Origin of the sequence: Streptomyces purpureus, assembly GCF_014648195.1 — a bacterium.
In the GTDB taxonomy this organism is placed as follows: Bacteria; Actinomycetota; Actinomycetes; order Streptomycetales; family Streptomycetaceae; genus Streptomyces; species Streptomyces purpureus.
In genome coordinates, this window is the sequence record NZ_BMQQ01000022.1 from 94,545 (window position 1) to 116,099 (window position 21,555).

Genomic DNA, 21,555 nt, shown 5'->3' on the forward strand with positions numbered 1-21,555 from the left:
CGGTAACCCGGACCTAAAAGGAGCGAAGTGGCTAAGGTCCGGGTATACGAACTCGCCAAGGAGTTCGGGGTTGAGAGCAAGGTCGTCATGGCCAAGCTCCAAGAACTCGGTGAATTCGTCCGTTCGGCGTCCTCGACGATCGAGGCGCCCGTTGTACGCAAGTTGACTGACGCACTGCAGGGGCCCGGCACCGCCGGCAAGTCCGCTGCGAAGCCCGGCGCGCCCCGCAAGGCCGCGCCTGCGAAGCCTGCCTCCCCCGCAGCGGCAAGCCGCGCGGGAGGTACCCCCACCGCGCCCTCCCCGGCGCAGGCGGCTCGTCCCGCTGCCCCGAAGCCCGGCGCCCCGGCGCCGAAGCCGGCCCCGGCCGCGCCCGCGGCTCCGGCGAGCAGCACCCCCGCGGCCCCGGCCGCCCCGGGCCCGCGCCCGGGTCCGAAGCCCGCGCCGAAGCCGGTCACGCCGGCCCCCGCGGCTCCGGAGTTCACCGCGCCTCCGTCGGCCCCGGCCGCCGGTCCCCGTCAGGGTGGCGCCACCCCCGGTCCCCGTCCCGCCGCGCGCCCGCAGGGCCAGGGCGGTCAGGGTGACCGTGGTGCCCGTCCCGGTGCCCCGCGTCCCGGTGGCCAGCAGGCCGCGCGTCCGGGTGCCCGTCCGGCCGGTCCCCGTCCGGGCAACAACCCCTTCACCTCGGGTGGCTCCACCGGTATGGCGCGCCCGCAGGCGCCCCGTCCGGGCGGCGGCCGTCCCGGCCCCGGTGGCCCCGGTGCCGTTCCCGGCGCCCCGCGCCCGCAGGGTGGCCCCGGTGGCGCCCCGCGTCCGCAGGGTCAGGGCGGTGCCCGTCCCACTCCGGGCGGCATGCCCCGTCCGCAGGCGCCCCGCCCCGGCGGCGCTCCCGGTGGTAACCGCCCGAACCCGGGCATGATGCCGCAGCGTCCGGCTGCCGGCCCGCGTCCCGGCCCCGGCGGCCGTGGCCCCGGTGGCCCTGGTGGCCGTCCGGGTGGCGGCGGCGGTCGTCCCGGCGGCGGCTTCGCCGGTCGTCCGGCCGGTCCCGGTGGCGGTGGCGGCGGCTTCGCCGGCCGTCCCGGTGGCGGCGGTGGCGGCGGCGGTCGTCCCGGTGGCGGTGGTCCCGGTGGCGGTGGCGGCGGCTTCGGCGGTCGTCCCGGCTTCGGTGGCCGTCCCGGTGGCCCCGGTGGCCGTGGTGGCACGCAGGGCGCCTTCGGCCGTCCCGGCGGTCCCGCGCGTCGTGGCCGCAAGTCGAAGCGGCAGAGGCGCCAGGAGTACGAGGCCATGCAGGCCCCGTCGGTCGGCGGCGTGATGCTGCCTCGCGGCAACGGCGAGACCATTCGCCTGTCGCGCGGTGCCTCCCTCACCGACTTCGCCGAGAAGATCAACGCCAACCCGGCGTCGCTCGTCGCGGTCATGATGAACCTCGGCGAGATGGTCACGGCCACGCAGTCCGTCTCCGACGAGACGCTGCAGCTGCTCGGCGACGAGATGAACTACACCGTCCAGATCGTCAGCCCGGAGGAGGAGGACCGCGAGCTTCTCGAGTCCTTCGACATCGAGTTCGGCGAGGACGAGGGCGGCGAAGAGGCCCTGGTCTCGCGTCCCCCGGTCGTGACCGTCATGGGTCACGTCGACCACGGTAAGACCCGACTGCTCGACGCCATCCGCAAGACGAACGTCATCGCGGGCGAGGCCGGCGGCATCACGCAGCACATCGGTGCGTACCAGGTCGGTACCGAGGTCAACGGCGAAGAGCGTCGCATCACCTTCATCGACACCCCGGGTCACGAGGCGTTCACCGCCATGCGTGCCCGTGGTGCGAAGTCGACCGACATCGCGATCCTCGTGGTGGCGGCCAACGACGGTGTGATGCCCCAGACGATCGAGGCGCTGAACCACGCCAAGGCGGCCGGTGTGCCGATCGTGGTCGCGGTCAACAAGATCGACGTCGAGGGCGCCGACCCGACCAAGGTCCGCGGTCAGCTGACCGAGTTCGGTCTGGTGGCCGAGGAGTACGGCGGCGACACGATGTTCGTCGACATCTCCGCCAAGCAGGGTCTGCACATCGACTCCCTGCTGGAGGCCGTGGTCCTCACCGCGGATGCCTCGCTCGACCTCCGGGCCAACCCGGACCAGGACGCGCAGGGCATCGCCATCGAGTCCCACCTCGACCGTGGTCGCGGTGCCGTCTCGACGGTCCTGGTCCAGCGCGGAACGCTGCGCATCGGCGACACGATGGTCGTCGGCGACGCGTACGGCCGTGTCCGGGCGATGCTCGACGACAAGGGCAACAACGTCGAGGAGGCGACCCCGTCGACTCCCGTCCTGGTCCTGGGTCTCACCAACGTCCCCGGCGCCGGCGACAACTTCCTCGTCGTCGACGAGGACCGTACGGCCCGTCAGATCGCCGAGAAGCGTGCTGCGCGTGAGCGCAACGCCGCCTTCGCCAAGCGCGTCCGCCGGGTGTCCCTCGAGGACCTCGACAAGGTGCTCAAGGCCGGTCTGGTCCAGGAACTCAACCTCATCATCAAGGGCGACGCGTCCGGTGCGGTCGAGGCTCTCGAGTCCTCGCTGCTCCAGCTCGACGTCGGTGAAGAGGTCGACATCCGGGTCCTGCACCGCGGTGTGGGTGCGGTCACCGAGTCCGACATCGACCTGGCGATGGGCTCCGACGCCATCGTCATCGGCTACAACGTCCGTGCGGCCGGCCGTGCCGCGCAGATGGCGGAGCGCGAGGGCGTCGACGTCCGGTACTACTCGGTGATCTACCAGGCCATCGAGGAGATCGAGGCGGCGCTCAAGGGCCTCCTCAAGCCGGAGTACGAAGAGGTCGAGCTCGGTACGGCGGAGATCCGCGAGGTCTTCCGCTCGTCCAAGCTGGGCAACATCGCCGGTGTCCTCATCCGCTCCGGCGAGGTCAAGCGCAACACCAAGGCGCGCCTCATCCGCGACGGCAAGGTCATCGCGGAGAACCTCAACATCGAGGGTCTGCGCCGCTTCAAGGACGACGTCACCGAGATCCGCGAGGGCTTCGAGGGTGGTATCAACCTCGGAAACTTCAACGACATCAAGATCGACGACGTCATCGCGACGTACGAGATGCGCGAGAAGCCTCGCGCCTGATCTCCAGCGTTGAACCGGGGCCGGTCGGCGGAAGTTAATCCGTCGATCGGCCCCGGCCGTTGCGTGTACGGTTCTGGTGTCCCTGCCACAGCGATGGCGTGGCAGGCCACCGAACCCGAACCGGCGGGACATCCGGCACCGCATGTACGTGGGGACTCTGTCCTTCGATCTGCTCCTCGGCGACGTCCATTCGTTGAAGGAGAAACGCTCCGTCGTCCGGCCCATCGTCGCCGAGCTCCAGCGCAAGTTCTCCGTGAGCGCGGCCGAGGTGGGCGACCAGGACCTCCATCGCAGGGCCCGGCTCGGGGTCGCGCTGGTGTCCGGGGACCCGGGGTTCGTGTCCGATGTACTGGACCGCTGTGAGCGGCTGGTCGCGGCCCGGCCCGAAGTGGAACTGCTGTCGGTGCGACGCAGGCTCCACACTGATGAAGACTGAATGCAAGGCAAGAAGGAGAAGGACCAGTGGCCGACAACGCGCGGGCGAAGAAGCTGGCAGACCTCATCCGGGAGGTGGTCGCCGAGAAGCTGCAGCGCGGCATCAAGGACCCCCGCCTGGGTACGCATGTGACGATCACGGACACCCGCGTCACCGGTGACCTGCGGGAGGCCACGGTCTTCTACACGGTCTACGGCGACGACGAGGACCGGGCAAGCGCGGCCGCCGGCCTGGAGAGCGCCAAGGGCATCCTGCGCTCCGCGGTCGGCCGGGCGGCGGGCACCAAGTTCACGCCCACCCTCGCGTTCGTGGCGGACGCCCTTCCGGAGAACGCCCGGACGATCGAGGACCTGCTCGACAAGGCGCGGGCCTCCGACGCCAAGGTGCGCGAGGCGTCCTCCGGCGCCAGGTACGCCGGCGAGGCCGACCCGTACCGCAAGCCCGGCGACGAGGACGAGGGCGAAGCCTCGGAATGAGCCAGCAGCACAAGACGCCCGACGGCCTTGTCATCGTCGACAAGCCGTCGGGCTTCACTTCGCACGACGTCGTCGCCAAGATGCGCGGCATCGCCCGGACCCGCCGCGTCGGCCACGCCGGCACGCTCGACCCGATGGCCACCGGCGTGCTCGTCCTCGGTGTGGAGCGGGCGACCAAGCTGCTCGGGCACCTCGCGCTGACCGAGAAGGAGTACCTCGGTACGGTCCGGCTCGGCCAGAACACCGTCACCGACGACGCCGAGGGCGAGATCACCTCGTCCACCGACGCCTCCCGGGTGACCCGCGAGGCGATCGACACCCAGGTCGCCGCCCTGACCGGCGCGATCATGCAGGTGCCGTCCAAGGTCAGCGCCATCAAGATCGACGGCAAGCGGTCGTACGCGCGCGTGCGCGGTGGCGAGGAGTTCGAGATCCCGGCCCGTCCCGTCACCGTGTCCCAGTTCACGGTGTACGACGTCCGGGAGGCCACGGCCGAGGACGGCACCCCCGTCGTCGACCTGGTCGTCTCCGTCGTCTGCTCCTCGGGCACCTACATCCGGGCGCTCGCCCGTGACCTCGGCGCCGGACTGGGCGTCGGCGGCCATCTGACCGCGCTGCGGCGTACCCGGGTCGGCCCCTACAAGCTCGACTCGGCACGCACGCTCGACCAGCTCCAGGAGGAGCTGACCGTGATGCCGATCGCCGCGGCCGCCGCGGCCGCGTTCCCCCGCTGGGACGTGGACGAGAAGCGGGCCCGGCTGCTGCTCAACGGCGTCCGGCTCGACATGCCGGCGTACCCCGAAGGGCCGGTCGCGGTCTTCGGCCCCGACGGTGCCTTCGTCGCCCTCGTCGAGGAGCACAAGGGCAAAGCGAAGAGCCTCGCGGTCTTCGGCTGACCGACAGGGACGCCCGTCGTGGAGCGGGCCCGGGACCTCCCGCCCGCTCCACGAACCCCCTCACCAAGGGTCTATTCGCCCTTTCTGTGCTATTCACCCCATTGAGCAGGCGCTCGGAGTGAAGGGCGGGGGCACACGGGGGCGCTTTCGGCAGGCGTCCTTCTCCCGGTGATCACTGCCGACCTACCGTCGGAAACATGGGACGCGGGGACGGGCCGGCGCTCGTGCGGATCTGTGATCTGGCGGGCCGGCCACGAGGCACGGGCTTCGTCGCGGACGACCGTGGCACGGTCGTGACCGGGCACGAAGCCGTCGACGGGCTGGCCCGGCTCGTGCTGCACGCCCCGGCCGAAGGGCCGGTCGACGCCCCCGGCGCCCGGACCTGCCTGGTGGAGGCCGGGGCCGTGACCGCCCTCCCCGAGGCCGGACTCGCGCTGGTACGGACCGAGGGCCTCGGCGTACCGCCGCTGCCGGTCGCCGAGCACACCGCCGTCGACCCCGGCACGTATGTCCGGCTCGCCGCGCGCGGCTGGCGCGAAGCACGCGTGCTCGGCACCTCCCCGGTCACCTACACCGCCACCGACCGCTTCCATCTCCTGGGCGAGGCACTGGAGCTGGCCATCGGCTTCGACGGCAGCGAGGCCCTCAGGCTCGGCGGCGAGGCCGCCGGCGGGCCCGTCCTGGACGCGGAGACCGGCGCCGTCCTCGCCGTCCTCGGCACCGCCCTGCACAGCGCCCGGAGCGTCGCCGGTCTCGCCGTGCCGCTCGCCGCCTCCGCCGCGCGGGACCCGCACGGACCGCTCGCCGCGCTGCTGCGCCGCAACGCGGCCACCGTCCCCGGGCACGGCCGCCACCTCAACCTCGCCGGCGCCCTGGAACTCACCGCCACCGCCGCCGGGTCCGCCCACGGCGCCGACGGCCGTTCCGGGCCCGTCGAACGCCCCGACAGCATCAGGGAGTTCGCCTTCTTCGGCGCCTCGGACGCGCTCGTCCTCGCCCTGACCGGAGACCCCGGCAGCGGCCGCACCACCGAACTGGCCGCCCTGCGCGCCCGGCGCACCCACGGCTCCGAACCGGCCCCCACCCTCTGGCTGCGCGGCGCCGACCTGCGGGCCGAGGACACCTCCCTCGCCGACGCCGCCGCCCGCGCCCTGCGCGAGGCCGGCCGGATCGCCGCGGCCTCCGGCGCCCGCGGCGACATGACCGAGGCCACCCCCGAACGCGTCGCGCACCTCTCCCGCGCCGCCGGCCGCCCCCTGCTCCTGATCCTCGACGGCCCCGAGGAGATGCCCCCGGCCCTCGCCCACCGACTGCCCGAGTGGACCGCGGGCACCGAACGCTGGCTGCGCGCCCACGGCGCCCGGCTCGTCGTCGGCTGTCGCCCCGAACACTGGGAGCCGGCCGGACGGCTCTACCGGCCCGGCTCCCTGCACCGGCCCGTACGGCCCGCCGAACGTCTGCCCGCGGCCCTGTGGATCGGCGACCTTCCGGAGCGCGAGGCCGGCCAGGCCAGGGAGGCGTACGGACTCCCCGACGACGCGCTCGCTCCGGCCGACGCGCGCCACCCGCTGGCGCTGCGGCTGCTCGCCGAGGTACGGCAGGCGCTCCCCGGCGACGTGCCCGGGCGGCCGGGCCGGCACGAGATCCTCACCGCGCATCTGGACCTGGTGTGTCTGCGGGTCGCCGTACGGATCGCGGCGGCGTCCCGGCCGGCGATCCGCGGCACAGCCGTACGCCGCCTCGCCGCCAGGGTCGCCGGGCAGGTCCACGAGGCCGCCCGGCGGTGCCTCGGCCCCGGCCAGGGCGAGTTGGACCGGGAGTCCTTCGAGGAGGTCTTCCCCTGGCGTACGGGATGGGCCTCGGCGGTCCTCACCGAGGGGCTGATCGTCCCGGCGGGCGCCGGCTACCGCTTCGCGGACGAGGAGCTCGCCGACTGGATCCAGGGCGCCCACCTCGACCTGGACAGCGCGCTGCACTCCCTGGTCCACCGCTGGCACGGCAGCCCCCCGAAGCGACTCCCGTCCCGCCCCGGAACCCGCCAGATGGCCACCGGCCATGTCCCCCCGCCGCCCGGCTCGCACGCTGGCGCGTCCCAGGTCCCGCCGCCGTCGGGGCCGGGCACTGCCGCGTCCGGCCACATCCCTCCGGCGCCCGGCTCTCACACCGCCCCGCCCGCCCACCGCTCCCTGCCCGTACCGCGCCATCGCATCGGCCCGGTTCTCCAGGCGCTGCTGCGCCTGGGCCGGGACCAGGGGCCGACGGCCCTCGCCGTCCGGCTGGAGGCGCTGATCGATGCGGTCGACCGGCTCGCCGCAGTGGCTGCGGGCGACCGGCCGGCCGTCGCCCAGGATCCCTGGGCGCCCGCCGCCCGGATCGAGGACGCCCGTTGGTGGGGCGTGCGGCTCGTGCGGGAGGTGCTGCTGAGGGTGCCCGACGCACGGCCGCTGCTGGGGGTGGTCCGGGGCCTCGCCGACCGGGTCGGGTCGCGGGCCGGGTGGCCCGGCGGCTGTGAGGAGTTCGGGCCCTGGTTCTGGGAGCGCCTGCCGGTCGGGGAGGACGAGCGGCTCGACCTGCTGCGCCGGCTCGTGCCCGCCGACGGGCCGCCCGGCACCCAGGACCGGCCCCGCTACCTCGACACGGTCGCCGAGCTGCTGGCCGCCGAACCCCGCGGGGTGCAGCCGCTGCTGTGCCGCTGGTTCGCCGACGACACCCCGCTGTCCGCGGCGCCGGACGCCACCGTCGCCGCGGCCGCCCAGGCGCTCCTGCACACCCGCCGCGGCCTCGCCGTCGACGACCTGTGCGAGGCCCTCGTCTCCACCGCGCACCCCCGCGCCGACGAGCTCCTGACCGCCCTCGCCGAGGACGAGCCGTCCGCGCTGTGCCGGGCCGTCGACCGCTGGGCCCACGACGACTGCCGCCCCGAGCGCCGGGTCGCCGCGGCCGCGTACGGCACGCTCGTCGCCGCTCACGCCGTCACCGCCGCCGACCGCGAGCTGCTGCGCTACGCCGCCCTCGCGCTGCTCGCCCGCCCCGGCGACGGCGCGCTGCACGGCCCCGCGCTCGGCCTGCTCGTCCGGGACCCGCACACCCGCTCCCACCACCTGCCGCGCGCCCTGGCCGCGTACCTCACCGGAGACCCGCACCTGCCCGCCCACGCCCTGGCCGCCGCCCTCACCACCCACCCCGAGCCGGTGTTCGCCGCCTTCCAGGCCCGGCTGCTGCACGGGCCCGGCGACGGCGCCGGGGACGTCCTGCGGGCCCTGGCCACCGTCACCACACCCGCGCTCGCCCGCCGGGCCGCCGCCCTGGTCCGCGACTACGTCGACCACCGCCCCGAAGGGGCCCGGCACGCCGCCGCCTACCTCGATCTGCGCCTGGAGCACGGCCCCGCCGCCCGAGCCGTGCTCTTCCCTCTGCTCTCCGGCCTGCTGCGGGGCCATCCGGTGCAGGTCCGGCGGGCCCTCGCGCCGGTCCTCGCCGCCCCGGGCACGGCCGCCTCGCGCGGGCTGCGCGCCGAGCTCCTCGACGTACTCCTGGAGTACGAGCAGTACGAGACCCGGGACCTGGCCGTGCTGGACGCCGTGCTGCGGGCCGCCGCGCTCGGGGCCGCGCGCCGCCCGGAGAGCCGTACCCGGGAGCTCGTGCACCGCACCGGGCTCCTTCTGGTGCGTACGCCCGAGGGCGCCACCTGCTTCGACCGCAGACTCGTGGAACTCGCCCGGGAAGTCCCGGGATTCGCCGCCCTGGTGGCCGGATGGCTGGTGGCGGACCCCGACGACTGGGCCTGTGTGGTCGGTCCGAGCACCCGGCGGACCGTCGTGAGGCTCGGCACTCCCATGCCGATGCGGACCGAGAGCCGTGGGCATGGCAGTCTTAGACCTGCGTAATCGGTCATGACGTACACAGGTTCGGGCGAGGAGCGGTCACAGTGCAGCGCTGGCGTGGCTTGGAGGACATCCCCCAGGACTGGGGGCGCAGCGTCGTCACCATCGGCTCCTACGACGGTGTCCACCGCGGCCACCAGCTGATCATCGGGCGGGCCGTCGAGCGCGCCCACGAGCTGGGCGTCCCGTCGGTGGTCGTCACCTTCGACCCGCACCCCAGCGAGGTCGTCCGGCCGGGCAGCCACCCGCCGCTGCTCGCCCCGCACAGCAGGCGCTGCGAGCTGATGGCCGAGCTCGGTGTGGACGCGGTGCTCGTGCTCCCCTTCACCCAGGAGTTCTCCCAGCTGTCGCCGGCGGACTTCATCGTGAAGGTCCTCGTCGACAAGCTGCACGCGCGCGCCGTCATCGAGGGGCCGAACTTCCGCTTCGGCCACCGCGCCGCCGGCACGGTCGCCTTCCTCACCGAGATGGGCGCCACCTACGACTACGAGGTCGAGGTCATCGACCTCTCGCTGAGCGGATCGGCCGGCGGCGGCCAGCCCTTCTCCTCCACCCTCACGCGCCGGCTCGTGGCGGAGGGCGACGTCGAGGGCGCCGCCGAGATCCTCGGCCGGCCGCACCGCGTCGAGGGCGTCGTCGTCCGCGGCGCCCAGCGCGGCCGCGAGCTCGGCTTCCCCACGGCCAACGTGGAGACCCTGCCGCACACCGCCATCCCCGCTGACGGCGTGTACGCCGGATGGCTCACCGCCGACGGGGAGCGCATGCCCGCCGCGATCTCGGTCGGCACCAACCCCCAGTTCGACGGCACCGAGCGGACCGTCGAGGCGTACGCGATCGACCGGGTCGGTCTCGACCTGTACGGGATGCACGTGGCCGTCGACTTCCTCGCCTATGTGCGCGGCATGGAGAAGTTCGAGTCCATCGAGGCCCTGCTCGAGGCGATCGCGGCGGACGTCAAGCGCTGCCGTGAGCTGACGGAGGCGTACGACCTCGGCCGTTGAGCCGGACAGCGGGCCGGGGGAGCGGGTCACCAGGTGACGAGCAGCTCCCTGGGGCCCCGGATGAGGCCCTTGGACTGCCAGGGCGTCTCCTCGGGCGGGCCCGCGAGCCGCAGGTCCGGATAGCGGGCCATCAGGGTCGAGAGCATCACCTCGGACTCCATCCGGGTCAGCATCGCGCCCATGCAGTGGTGCGGTCCGTGGCCGAACGCCATATGGGCCACGGCGGCCCGGTCGAAGTCGACGGTGTGCGGGTCCTCGAAGACCTCCGGGTCGCGGTTGGCGGCGAGATACGACGCGTACACCGCCTCGCCCGCCCGGATCAGCACCCCGCCGAGCTCCACGTCCTCGGTGGCGATCCGGGGCAGCCCCACGCCGTTGCGGTGCGGGATCCATCGCAGCAGCTCGTCCACGGCCTCCGGCAGCAGCTGCGGCTCGGCCCGCAGCCGGTTCATCAGCTCGGGCCGGGTCAGCAGCAGATACACCATGTTGGCGCTGTTGTTGCGGACCGCGTGCGCGCCGCTCACCAGCACGGCCGTCGCCAGTGACACCGCCTCGTCCGCGCTGATCCGGCCCTCGGCCCAGGACTCGGCCAGCTCGCCGGCGAGATCGTCGTGCGGCTCCCTCCTCCGCCGCTCCAGGAGCTGGACCAGATAGGCGCGGATCTGCTCCTTCGCCGCGACGCTGCTCCGCGGGCCCGGCCCGGAGGAGAGGATGACATCGGGCCATGACGCCAGTTGGGCGCGGTCCTCATGGGGGATTCCGAGCAGGTCGCAGACGACGGCGAGCGGGAGCGGGCCGTGCAGGTGGCGCATCAGATCGGCCGGCTTGCCCTGGCGTTCCATCGCGTCGAGGAGCTCGTTGGCCGTGCGCTGGGCCAGCGGACGCAGCCGGCGGGCGTTCTGGCCGGTGAACGTCCTGATCACGGCCTTGCGCAGCCGGGTGTGGTGCGGCGGGTCGGCGTAGTTCAGGGACTCCTTGGCGGCCACCCGGTGCCCGGTCATGCCGGTGACCTCACGGTCCAGCAGGGCGGTGCGGCTGAAGCGCGGGTCGGAGGTGACCGTCCGGACGTCCTCGTACCGCGTCACCAGCCAGGCTTCGCTGTGCGCCGCGAACGGCAGCCGGATGCGGGCGACCGGCTCCTCGGCGAGCAGCTCGGTCAGCAGCGGGTCGAAGTCCAGTGCGGGCAGGTCGTCGACGGCCCAGATGCGGACGGGCGGCTCTGCGGTCGTGGGTTCGGACGTCATGGGGCACAACTCCCGGTAGATCGGTCACGGCCGTCCGGCGGTCGCTCTGCGTGTTCCGGGCCGCCCGTGCGGACGGTCCGCGCTGAATCCCTTCCCGAACCGGCAAGGAGCTTGCGCGGACCGCGCGCACAGCCCCCTGAACGGACGACTCGCCGCACGCCGCCCTACGCTCCGTCACGGCCTCCCGGTTGCGGGGCCGGGGACCACGGATGAGTGTGGGCCGCAGCCCCGCACACGCGAACGAAGGAGAGCGTCGTGGCGACCCTGTGCAAACCGGCCGTGGCGGTGCCCGAGCACGTGATCACGATGGAGGAGACGCTCGCCCTCGCCCGTACCCGCCACGCCGATCACCCCCAACTCCCGCTGGCGCTGAGGCTGATCGGCAACACCGGGGTGACCCGCCGCCACCTCGTGCAGCCCATCGAGGAGACCCTGCGCCATCCCGGCTTCGAGCAGCGCAACGCGCTCTACGAACGGGAGGCCAAGCGCCGCGTCCCCGATGTGATCAAGCACGCCCTGAACAACGCCGAACTGCGCCCCGCCGACATCGACATGATCGTCTATGTCTCCTGCACCGGCTTCATGATGCCCTCGCTCACCGCCTGGCTCATCAACACCATGGGCTTCCCCAGCCACACCCGTCAGGTCCCCATCGCCCAGCTCGGCTGCGCGGCGGGCGGCGCGGCCGTCAACCGCGCGCACGACTTCTGCACCGCCTACCCGGACGCCAACGTCCTGATCGTGGCGTGCGAGTTCTGCTCGCTCTGCTACCAGCCCACCGACCTCGGCGTCGGCTCGCTGCTCTCCAACGGTCTCTTCGGCGACGCGGTGGCCGCGGCCGTCGTACGGGGCCACGGCGGCATCGGCATCGCCCTGGAGCGCAACCACTCCCACCTCGTCCCCGACACCGAGGACTGGATCGCCTACAGCGTCCGCGCCACCGGCTTCCACTTCCTCCTCGACAAACGGGTCCCCGGCACGATGGAGCCGCTCGCCCCGGCCCTGCGCGAGATGTCCGCCGCCCACGGCTGGGACGCCGGCGACCTGGACTTCTACATCATCCACGCGGGCGGGCCACGCATCCTGGACGACCTGTGCCGCTACCTCGAAGTGCCGCCCGAAGCCTTCCGGTTCAGCCGGGCCACCCTCACGGAGTACGGCAACATCGCCAGCGCGGTCGTCCTGGACGCGGTCCGCCGGCTCTTCGAGGAGGGCGCGCCCCCCGACGGCGCCCGTGGCATCCTCGCCGGTTTCGGCCCCGGCATCACGGCCGAGATGGCCCTCGGCAGCTGGAGCACGGCCCGCCCGGTCCACGACCCGGTCCTGAGCACCCGACGCGTCGTGGGCTACGCCCCCAGGGTCACCCGGCGCCCGCCGGTGACGGTGACGGTGACGGCGCCCCTGCCATGAGCACCGCCCCGGGTCTCACCAGGCCGCCGTGACCTCCGCCGGACGCGCCCCCGCCGACCAGTGACAGGCCACCTGGGCCACCGCCCCGCCGCCCAGCACCGGCAGCTCCTCGCCCCGGCACCGGTCCGCGACCGCCGCCGCCTCGCCCGAGGCCAGCACCTGACAGCGGGCGTGGAAGCGGCACCCGCCCGGGATCCGCGCCGGGTCCGGCGGCTCCCCGCGCAGCACCACCGGCGGCAGCGGCGACTCCGGCAGCACCGACAACAGCGCCCGGGTATACGGGTGCTGGGGTGACGTCAGCACCGTCTCCACCGGGCCCGTCTCCACGATCCGGCCCAGATACATCACGGCCACCCGGTCCGCGATGTTCCACGCCAGACCCAGATCGTGGGTCACCACCAGCGCCGAAAGCCCCAGCTCGTCCCGGAGCCGGAGCAGCAGCGCCAGGATCTCGCCCCGTACGGACGCGTCGAGCGAGGCCACCGGCTCGTCGGCGACGATCAGTTCGGGCCCGAGCACGAGCGCGCCCGCGATGACCACCCGCTGGCGCTGGCCGCCCGACAGCTCGTGCGGATAGCGCAGGAAGAACCGCTCCGGCGGCCGCAGCCCCGCCCGGGCCAGCGCCCCGGCGACCGCCTCCCGCTCGTCCCCGGCGTAGCCGTGGATCCGCAGCCCCTCGGCCACCGCGTCGTACACCGTGTGCCGCGGGTTGAGCGAGCCGCTCGGATCCTGCAGGACCAGCTGCACCCGCTTGCGGTACGCCTTCAGCGCGGCCGCCTTGTACGCGAGCGGCTCCCCGGCGAACGTCACCCGCCCCGCCGTCGGCGTCACAAGCCCCAGCAGCGTCCGCGCCAGCGTCGTCTTGCCGCAGCCCGACTCGCCGACCAGGGCGACGATCTCCCCGGCGCCGATGTCCAGATCGACCCCGTCGACCGCCCGGGCGGCCGGGGCGCCGCGCCGGCCGGGGAAGGTGACACGCAGCCCGGCGGCGGACAGCAGATGGCTCATGAGGGGCTCCCGACGGGTACGACATGGACACAGGCGGCCCGCCTGGACGGCCCCGCCTCCCGCAGCTCCGGCGCCGCGTCCGCGCAGCCCTCCAGCGCGACCGGGCAGCGCGGATGGAACGTACAGCCGGACGGCAGCGCCGACGGGTCCGGCGGATCACCCGGCAGCCCTCGCGGGGCACGCCGCGCGGCCGGGTCCCCGATCCGCGGGAACGCCGCCGAAAGGGCCCGCCCGTAGGGATGCTCGGCGGCGTCGTACACCTCCCGCGCCGGGCCCTCCTCCACCACCCGTCCCGCGTACATCACCGCGAGCCGGTCGCAGGTGTCGGCGAGCACCGCCAGATCGTGACTGATCATCAGCAGCGAGATGGAGTCCTCGGCGACCAGCTGCTCGATGAGCCGCAGGATCTGCGCCTGGATCATCACGTCCAGGGCCGTCGTCGGCTCGTCGGCGACGATCAGCCGGGGACCGCAGGCCAGCGCCATCGCGATCATCACCCGCTGGCGCTGGCCGCCGGAGAGCTCGTGCGGATAGGCGTCGGCGCGCGCGGCCGGCAGCCCCACGTGCTCCAGCAGCTCGCCCACGCGCGTGCGGGCCGCCGCGGGCGTGGCCAGACCGTGCACGAGCAGCGGCTCGGCGATCTGGTCGCCGATCCGCCGCACCGCGTTCAGGGAGTGCATCGCACCCTGGAACACGATCGAGGCGCCCGCCCAGCGCACGGCCCGCAGCCGGCCCCACTTCATCGTGAGCACGTCCTCGCCGTCGAGCAGGATCTCGCCGCTGATCCGCGCGGACGGGGGCAGCAGCCGCAGCAGCGCCAGCGCCAGGGTGGACTTGCCGCAGCCCGACTCGCCCGCGACGCCCAGCTTCTGCCCGGCCTCCAGGGTCAGATCGACGCCGCGTACCGCGGGCACGGCCGCAGCCCCCGTCCCATAGGTGACATGGACGTCCTTGAGCGTCAGCAGGCTCACCGTCCCACCCCCAGCTTCGGGTTGAGCACCGACTCGATCGCCCGGCCGCACAGCGTGAACGCGAGCGCGACCAGCGCGATGGCGATGCCGGGCGGTGCCAGATACCACCAGTGCCCGGCCGAGACCGCGCCCGCCTCACGGGCGTCCTGGAGCATCCCGCCCCAGGAGACCACGGTCGGATCGCCGAGGCCGAGGAAGGCCAGGGTCGCCTCGGTCAGGATGGCCGTGGAGATGCCGAGCGTGGTCTGCGCCAGCACCAGCGGCATCACGTTCGGCAGCACGTGGCGGGTCATCACATGACCGTGACCGCCGCCGAGGGCCCGGGCCCGCTCGATGTACGGACGGGACTCGACCGCGATGGTCTGGGCCCGTACCAGCCGGGCGGTGGTGGGCCAGCTGGTGATGCCGATCGCCAGGATCACCGTCCACATGGACCGGGACAGGACGGTCGCCAGCACGATCGCCAGGACCAGCGCCGGCATCACCAGGAACCAGTCCGTCACCCGCATCAGCACGGTGGAGAACCAGCCGCCGTAGTGCCCGGCGACGATCCCGACGAGGGTGCCGATGGCGACGGAGAGCGCCGCCGCGAGCAGCCCCACCGCCAGCGAGACCCGCGCGCCCCACACCAGCAGCCCGAGCAGGGACCGCCCGAACTGGTCGGTGCCGAGCGGGAAACGGCCGCTCGGCGACTCCAGCGCCCCGCCGGGCGCGTCGGTGACGCTCTGCACGTCGTCGCCGACGACGAGCGGGGCGGCCAGCGCCAGGGCGGCGATCAGCGCCAGGCCCGCCAGCCCGTAGAGCCCGGCCCGGTGCGAGCGGTACCGCTGCCAGAAGCGGGCGACGGCGTTCCTGCGCCGCGCCCAGGCCAGTGAGGTCGTCGTCGGTACGGTCGTCATCGGCCCACCCGGGGATCGAGCAGCGGATAGAGCAGGTCGGCGAGGAGGTTCATCAGGATCATGGCGCCCGCGAAGACCACGAAAAGGCCCTGCACGAGCGGCAGATCGGGCACGCTCAGCGCCTGGTAGAAGAGCCCGCCCAGGCCCGGCCAGGAGAAGACCGTCTCCACCAGGATCGAACCGGCCGCCACATGCCCCAGATTGATGAACACCATGGTGACCGTCGGCAGCAGCGCGTTCGGCACGGCGTGGCGGCGGCGCACCACGTCGTCCCGCAGCCCCTTCGCCCGGGCCGTCGTCAGGTAGTCCCCGCCCATCTCGTCCAGCAGCGACGAGCGCATCACCAGCAGGGTCTGGGCGTAGCCGACCGCGACGAGCGTGAGCACCGGCAGCACCATGTGATGGGCGACGTCGAGGACGTACGCGAAACCGGTCGTGTCCCCCGACTCCATGCCCCCGGTGGGGAAGAGCCCGGGGATCGGGCCCATGCCGACCGCGAAGACGATGATGAGCAGCAGCCCGAGCCAGAACGACGGCACCGACCACAGGGTGAGCGCCACGCCGGTGTTGAGCCGGTCGCCGAGACTGCCGTGGCGCCAGGCCGAGCGGGTGCCCAGCCACAGCCCGAGCGCCGAGTAGATGACCACGGCCACACCCGTGAGCAGCAGCGTGGCCGGCACCTTCTGGGCGATCAGCTCGCCGACCGGGGCGCGGAACTGGTACGACATGCCGAGGTCGCCGGTGAGCGCCTTGGCGCAGTAGTCGGTGAACTGCTGCCACAGCGGCAGGTCGAGGCTGAACTGCCTGCGCAGTGTGGCCAGTTGCTCGGCGGAGGTGGGGACGCCGTGCGTCATCGCCTTCACCGGGTCGCCCGGCAGGATCCGGAAGAGGAAGAAGCTGGTGACAAGCACGGCGAGCAGCGAGACGGCCGCGCCGCCCAGCTTGCCCGCCGCGTGGCGCAGATACGCGACCGTGGTGCGCGAGGCCTCCCCGGCGGTGCGGACCTCGCGGGGCCGCACCACCTCGGCCGGGGTGCTTGCGGTGGTCATCGCCTACTCGCGGTCGTCGGCGGTGGAGCGGCGGCGCAGCATCAGGAACAGCCCGGCCGCGACGGCGGCCACCACGGCCGCACCGATCCCCACGACCACGCCGGCCGACGAGGACGAGCCGCCGCCCGCGCCCGTACCGCCCTCACCGGCCGGTACGGCGGACCACCAGCTCCAGTAGCCGTCCTGGCCCCAGAGGTTTCCGCCGTCCTCCGGCATGGTCGTGATCGAGCTGATCTGGTCGGTGCGGTACGCCTCGACCGCGTTGGGGTACACCATGACATTCATGTACCCCGTGTCGTACAGCCTGGACTGCATCCGCTTGACCAGGTCCGCCCGCTTGGCGGCGTCGTACTCCACCGACTGCCGCGCGTACAGCTCGTCGAACTGCCGGTCGCAGATGAAGTTGTCGGTCGCGCCGGTGTCCTTCGGTGTCGCGGGGAGCGCGCCGCAGGTGTGGATGGACAGGACGTAGTCCGGGTCAGGGTTGACCGACCAGCCGTCGAAGGCCAGGTCGTAGTCGCCCTTGGCCCAGGGGTCGGAGACGTTGTCGAGGCAGTCGACCTTCAGTCCGATGCCGAGCTTGCCCCACCACTCCTGGAGGTATTTTCCGACCGCCTTGTCGTTGGGGTCGGTGGCGTGACACAGGATCCGGAAGTCCAGCTGCTTGCCGTCCTTGCCGGTCCGCCTGCCCGTGCCGTCCTTCTTGTAACCGGCCTGGTCGAGGATCTGGGCGGCCTTGGCCGGGTCATGGGTGAGCTTCTGGGTGGGCGCCGGCTTCCAGAAGTACGAGCCGAAGCGCGGCGGGATGTATCCCTCGCCCTCGACGGCGTGTCCTTGGAACACCTTGTCGACGATGGTCCTGCGGTCGACGGAGAGGAACAGTGCCTTGCGGACCGCCGGGTCGAGCAGCGCCCGGTGTCCGCTGCCGAAGGTCTTGCCGTCCTTGGACCGGGCGCCCGGGTTGGTGGCCAGCGCGAAGAAGCGCCGCCCCGGAGCGTCGTTGACCTTGATGTTCTCGGCGTTCTTCAGCGACGCCGCCTGCGCGGGGGTGAGGTTGGGGACGAACGACACCTCGCCCTTGCGCAGCGCCGCGACGGCCGCGTCGTTGTCCTTGTAGTACTTGAGGACCAGCTCGTCGAACTTGGGCGCGCCGCGCCAGAACTTCTTGTTCGGTGTGAGCTTGAGGTACTGGTCGACCTTGAAGTCGGTGACGACGAAGGGGCCGTTGCCGACGATCGGGAACGACTGGTCGTTGTTGAACTTGGAGAAGTCACCGACCTTCTCCCATACGTGCTTGGGCACGATCGGCACGTCGAGCGCCGTCATCGTGGCCTGGGGCTTCTTCAGCTCGATGACCAGCGTGCGCGGGTCGGGGGCGGTGACCTTCTTGAAGTTGGCGGTGAACGAACCGTTGGCGGTCGCGGCGTTCGGGTCCGTCATCATTTTGTTGAACGTCCAGGCCGCGTCCTCGGCGGTGGCCTGCGTGCCGTCGGACCAGGTGGAGTCCGTACGGATCGTGTACGTCCACGTCAGCTTGTCGGGCGAGGGCGCCCAGGCGGTGGCGAAGCCGGGGATCGGCCGGCCGTCCTTGGGGCCGTAGTTCGTGAGGTACTCGTAGGCCAGACGGTGGACGGTGGTCGAGGTGAGCCGCTGGGCGAGGAACGGGCTGAGCGAGTCGATGCTCTGCGAGACGGCGATGGTGAGGACCTTCTTGCCGCCCTTCCCGTCCTTGGAGTCGTCGGTGGCGGGCTGTGCGTGGGCGGCCTGAGCGGGCACGGCCACCAGCGCGGAGGCGGCGACACCGGAGGCGAGGAACAGTCGGATCAGGGGGCGTGTCCGGGGCGGGCGGGGCGTGACCTTAATGACCATGAGACGTGACCTCGCGTCGTGGATCTTGGGGGCGCCAACTGGTGAAGCGAAGGTTTATCAGCGGTGACCAGCCGCGTCAACGATGTCACAAACCCCTTGTGGACTGCGGGAATACAGCGAGGGCCCGTACCGGAACACCGGTACGGGCCCTCATTGGTCTATGCCCTTGACGCCCTACTGCTGAGGGGCTGGCGGCGCCTGCGGAGGCTGCTGCGGGGGCCAGCCGACCGGCGGAACCGGACCCTGGAGTTCCGCCTGCGGCTGCTGCCCGGGCTGCTGTCCCGGCTGCGCCGGGGGCTGCTGCTGGGCGGGCTGCTGCCACTGCTGCGGCACACCGGGCTGGGCCTGCTGCGGCGGGTACGGCTGTCCGGGCATGGGCTGCTGTCCGGGCATGGGCTGCTGACCGGGCTGGCCCGGCTGGGCGCCGTACGGCTGCTGCGGCGGGTACGGCTGGCCGGGCGCGGGCTGGCCCCCGTACGGCTGCTGCGGGTACGGCTGACCGGGCGCGGGCTGACCGGGGAGGGGCTGCTGGCCCGGCATCCCGTGGCCCGGCATCGGCGGAGCCATGTGCGGCGGCATGCCGCCCTGGCCGTCGCCGGTCCACAGCCCCTGCGCCTGCTGCGCCCGCGAGAAGTCCTCCGCGACCATCGCCGACAGGTTGAAGTACGCCTCGCGGGTCTTCGGGCGCATCATGTCGAGGTCGACCTCGGCACCGGCCGCGAGATGCTCGTCGAAGGGGACCACGACGACCCCGCGGCAGCGGGTCTCGAAGTGCTGGACGATGTCGTCCACCTTGATCATCTTGCCGGTCTCGCGGACCCCGGAGATGACGGTGATGGAACGCTGCACCAGGTCCGCGTAGCCGTGCGCGGAGAGCCAGTCGAGCGTGGTGCTCGCGCTGGACGCGCCGTCGACGGAGGGCGTGGAGATGATGATCAGCTGATCGGCCAGGTCCAGCACGCCCCGCATGGCGCTGTAGAGCAGACCCGTGCCGGAGTCGGTGAGGATGACCGGGTACTGCTTGCCCAGGACGTCGATCGCCCGGCGGTAGTCCTCGTCGTTGAACGTCGTGGAGACGGCCGGGTCCACGTCGTTGGCGATGATCTCCAGACCGGAGGGCGCCTGCGAGGTGAACCGGCGGATGTCCATGTACGAGTTGAGGTACGGGATCGCCTGGACGAGGTCACGGATGGTGGCCCCGGTCTCCCGGCGCACCCGGCGGCCGAGCGTTCCGGCGTCCGGGTTGGCGTCGATCGCCAGGATCTTGTCCTGCCGCTCGGTGGCGAGCGTCGCGCCGAGCGCGGTGGTCGTCGTGGTCTTGCCGACACCGCCCTTGAGGGAGATCACGGCGATCCGGTAGCAGGACAGCACCGGCGTGCGGATCAGGTCCAGCTTCCGCTGCCGCTCCGCCTCCTCCTTCTTGCCGCCGATCTTGAAGCGGGCGGCGGCTCCGGGGTTCCGGCTGGACTTGGCCTTCTGCTTGTTGTTGCGCAGCAGCCGGTCCGAGGAGAGCTCGACGGCGGCCGTGTACCCGAGCGGGGCGCCCGGCACCGAGCGCTCGCGCTGGTCGTGCGTGACGGGCGTGGGCCACGCGGCACCCGTGCGCGGATCGACGGGCGCGTGGCTCTGCTCCTGCGGCGGTACGGGCACGGGCCCCGACGGCACCTGGTAGCCCGGCGGCAGCGCACCCGGCTGCCCGTCCGACGCCTGCGGCGGCAACGGGATCGCGGGCGCGGCGGGGCTGGGCACCTGCGGCGGCAGGGGCGCGGCGGGCGCGGGCAGAGCCGGGTTCGGCTGGGCGGGCTGCTGCTGTCCGGGGTGCGGGAAGCCGTAGCCGCCCTGGTGACCGTCCGGGGCCTGCGGCGGCATCGGGGCGGCCGGTGCGGGCAGTGCGGGCTGGGCCGGGTTGGGCTGGGCGGGCTGCTGCTGTCCGGGGTGGGGGAAGCCGTAGCCGTCCTGGGGTGCCGGGGGAGTGGCCGCCGAGGGCTGGGCCGGGTTCGGCTGGGCGGGCAGTGGCTGTCCGGGGTGCGGGAAGCCATAACCACCCTGGTGACCGTCCGGAGTCTGCGGCGGCATCGGGGCGGCCGGTGCGGGCAGCGCGGGCTGGGCCGGGTTCGGCCCGGCGGGCTGCGGCTGTCCGGGGTGCGGGAAGCCATAACCACCCTGCGGCGCGGGCGCGTTGGCGTCCGGCTGGGGGAAGCCGTAGCCGCCCTGGGGTGCCGGGGGAGTGGTGCCCGCGGGCTGCGGGGGCCCGTACACGCCCTGCGGTACGGCCACCTCGGCGCCAGGCGTCGGCTGCGCCGGCCACGCGGGAGCGGGCACCGGCGCGGCCGGGGGCTGCGCGGACTGCGGCGGGGCCGACTGGTCGGCGGTCGGCGCCGGGACGGGCCACTGGGGCGCGGCGGTGGGCGCGGCGGGCTGGAAGGCGGGCGGCAGCGGCGGCAGCCCGGCCGCCCCGCCCTGCGGGGCGGCCGGGGCCGACCACGGCTGGGCGGCGGGCGCGGCGTCCTGCGGCTGCTCGGCGGGGGCGGCGTCGGCCGGAGCCGCGTCGGACGGCTCGTCGGCCTGGGGAGACCCCGGCTGGGGGGCGGACGCGGCATCGGGCTGCGGGGCGTCGGCGGGTTCGTCGGCCGAGGCCTCGGTCTCGGCCTGAGGCGCGGGCGCCTCCGCCGGCTCCTCGGCAGCCTCGCCGGCCGGAGCCGCGTCCTTGGCCTCGTCCTCGGTCTCCACGGCGGCAGCCTCGGGAGCCGGAGCGCCGGTCTCGGGCGCCTCGGTGGCGTCGCCGGAGCCGCCGGAGTCGTCGGCCTGCTCCGCCTTCTTCGCCTCGGCGATCTCCGCCATCTCACGCTTCAGCGCCGCGGGCGAGAACCGCATCGTCGCGCCGCTCTCCACATCCCCGCCACCGAAGGGCTCCGCGGCCGCCTCGGCGGGCGCGGGTGCGGGCGCGGGTGCGGGCGCGGGCGCGGGCGCCGGTGGGGCCGGCTCCACGGGAGCAGCCGGAGCCGCCGGGGTCCAGTTGGGCTCGAAGCCGCTGCCCGCCGGCAGCCCGGGCACCGCTATGGGGGCACCGGTAGGAGGCGGCGGCGTCGCACCACCGCCTGGCGTCCCCGCACCCGACGCATCCCCCGACGCGTTCTGCGTGTACCAGGCGGGCGGGGTGTAGTCGATGGTGAACTCACCCGTCATCTCGGCGGGATCCGCGTCGGACTGATCGTCGACGGGCGTGTTCCAGCCCCCACGGATCTCGTCCCGATCGCCGTTCACTATTGCCTCCTGGTGTGGTCGAGCA

General features: G+C 73.4%; 14 protein-coding genes. 7 read left to right on the forward strand and 7 right to left on the reverse strand.

Annotated features, from left to right (window positions below):
- The first annotated feature begins 27 nt into the window (after positions 1-27).
- The 6 genes from infB (at position 28) to IEZ01_RS24905 (ending at position 9,816) form a co-directional block, all read left to right on the forward strand.
- Complete coding sequence (gene infB, locus IEZ01_RS24880) at positions 28-3,123, forward strand: translation initiation factor IF-2 (RefSeq protein WP_078513420.1); 3,096 nt, start codon at positions 28-30, stop codon at positions 3,121-3,123.
- 142 nt (positions 3,124-3,265) lie between these two features.
- On the forward strand, positions 3,266-3,559 hold the full coding sequence (locus IEZ01_RS24885) for a DUF503 domain-containing protein (RefSeq protein WP_019889861.1): 294 nt from the start codon (positions 3,266-3,268) through the stop codon (positions 3,557-3,559).
- A 26-nt stretch (positions 3,560-3,585) separates the two neighbouring features.
- Positions 3,586-4,035: a 30S ribosome-binding factor RbfA gene (gene rbfA / locus IEZ01_RS24890; RefSeq protein ID WP_019889862.1), complete on the forward strand. Its 450-nt coding sequence runs from the start codon at positions 3,586-3,588 to the stop codon at positions 4,033-4,035.
- Entirely contained in the window at positions 4,032-4,931 is a 900-nt protein-coding gene (gene truB, locus IEZ01_RS24895; RefSeq protein ID WP_019889863.1) for a tRNA pseudouridine(55) synthase TruB, read from the forward strand. Before rbfA ends, truB begins: the two co-directional genes overlap by 4 nt.
- A gap of 197 nt (positions 4,932-5,128) precedes the next feature.
- Entirely contained in the window at positions 5,129-8,818 is a 3,690-nt protein-coding gene (locus IEZ01_RS24900) for a trypsin-like peptidase domain-containing protein (RefSeq protein ID WP_189203860.1), read from the forward strand.
- A 41-nt stretch (positions 8,819-8,859) separates the two neighbouring features.
- Positions 8,860-9,816, forward strand: coding sequence for a bifunctional riboflavin kinase/FAD synthetase (locus IEZ01_RS24905; RefSeq protein ID WP_078513421.1), 957 nt, complete (start codon positions 8,860-8,862; stop codon positions 9,814-9,816).
- A gap of 26 nt (positions 9,817-9,842) precedes the next feature.
- Here IEZ01_RS24905 and IEZ01_RS24910 read toward each other — a convergent pair whose 3' ends face one another.
- Positions 9,843-11,060 (reverse strand): cytochrome P450, encoded by a 1,218-nt coding sequence (locus tag IEZ01_RS24910; protein WP_019889866.1) that lies wholly within the window; start codon positions 11,058-11,060, stop codon positions 9,843-9,845.
- A 255-nt stretch (positions 11,061-11,315) separates the two neighbouring features.
- Between IEZ01_RS24910 and IEZ01_RS24915 the strand changes: the two genes are divergently transcribed.
- The gene (locus IEZ01_RS24915) at positions 11,316-12,470 is read left to right on the forward strand and encodes a type III polyketide synthase (RefSeq protein ID WP_019889868.1); all 1,155 of its coding nucleotides are present in this window, start codon (positions 11,316-11,318) and stop codon (positions 12,468-12,470) included.
- 15 nt (positions 12,471-12,485) lie between these two features.
- On the opposite strand, the gene IEZ01_RS24920 is transcribed toward IEZ01_RS24915, so the two are convergent.
- The 6 genes from IEZ01_RS24920 to IEZ01_RS24945 form a co-directional block, all read right to left on the reverse strand.
- Entirely contained in the window at positions 12,486-13,478 is a 993-nt protein-coding gene (locus IEZ01_RS24920; protein ID WP_189203862.1) for an oligopeptide/dipeptide ABC transporter ATP-binding protein, read from the reverse strand.
- Complete coding sequence (locus tag IEZ01_RS24925; protein ID WP_019889871.1) at positions 13,475-14,449, reverse strand: ABC transporter ATP-binding protein; 975 nt, start codon at positions 14,447-14,449, stop codon at positions 13,475-13,477. Before IEZ01_RS24925 ends, IEZ01_RS24920 begins: the two co-directional genes overlap by 4 nt.
- Entirely contained in the window at positions 14,446-15,348 is a 903-nt protein-coding gene (locus tag IEZ01_RS24930) for an ABC transporter permease (RefSeq protein ID WP_019889872.1), read from the reverse strand. The genes IEZ01_RS24925 and IEZ01_RS24930 overlap by 4 nt, the downstream gene beginning before the upstream one ends.
- Positions 15,345-16,397 carry an ABC transporter permease gene (locus tag IEZ01_RS24935; RefSeq protein ID WP_189203864.1) on the reverse strand — a complete coding sequence of 351 codons (1,053 nt, stop codon included), beginning with the start codon at positions 16,395-16,397 and terminating at the stop codon, positions 15,345-15,347. Before IEZ01_RS24935 ends, IEZ01_RS24930 begins: the two co-directional genes overlap by 4 nt.
- A 3-nt stretch (positions 16,398-16,400) precedes the next feature.
- On the reverse strand, positions 16,401-18,266 hold the full coding sequence (locus IEZ01_RS24940; RefSeq protein ID WP_189203866.1) for an ABC transporter substrate-binding protein: 1,866 nt from the start codon (positions 18,264-18,266) through the stop codon (positions 16,401-16,403).
- A gap of 174 nt (positions 18,267-18,440) precedes the next feature.
- Positions 18,441-21,530 (reverse strand): SCO5717 family growth-regulating ATPase, encoded by a 3,090-nt coding sequence (locus IEZ01_RS24945; protein ID WP_189203868.1) that lies wholly within the window; start codon positions 21,528-21,530, stop codon positions 18,441-18,443.
- Positions 21,531-21,555: the final 25 nt, after the last annotated feature.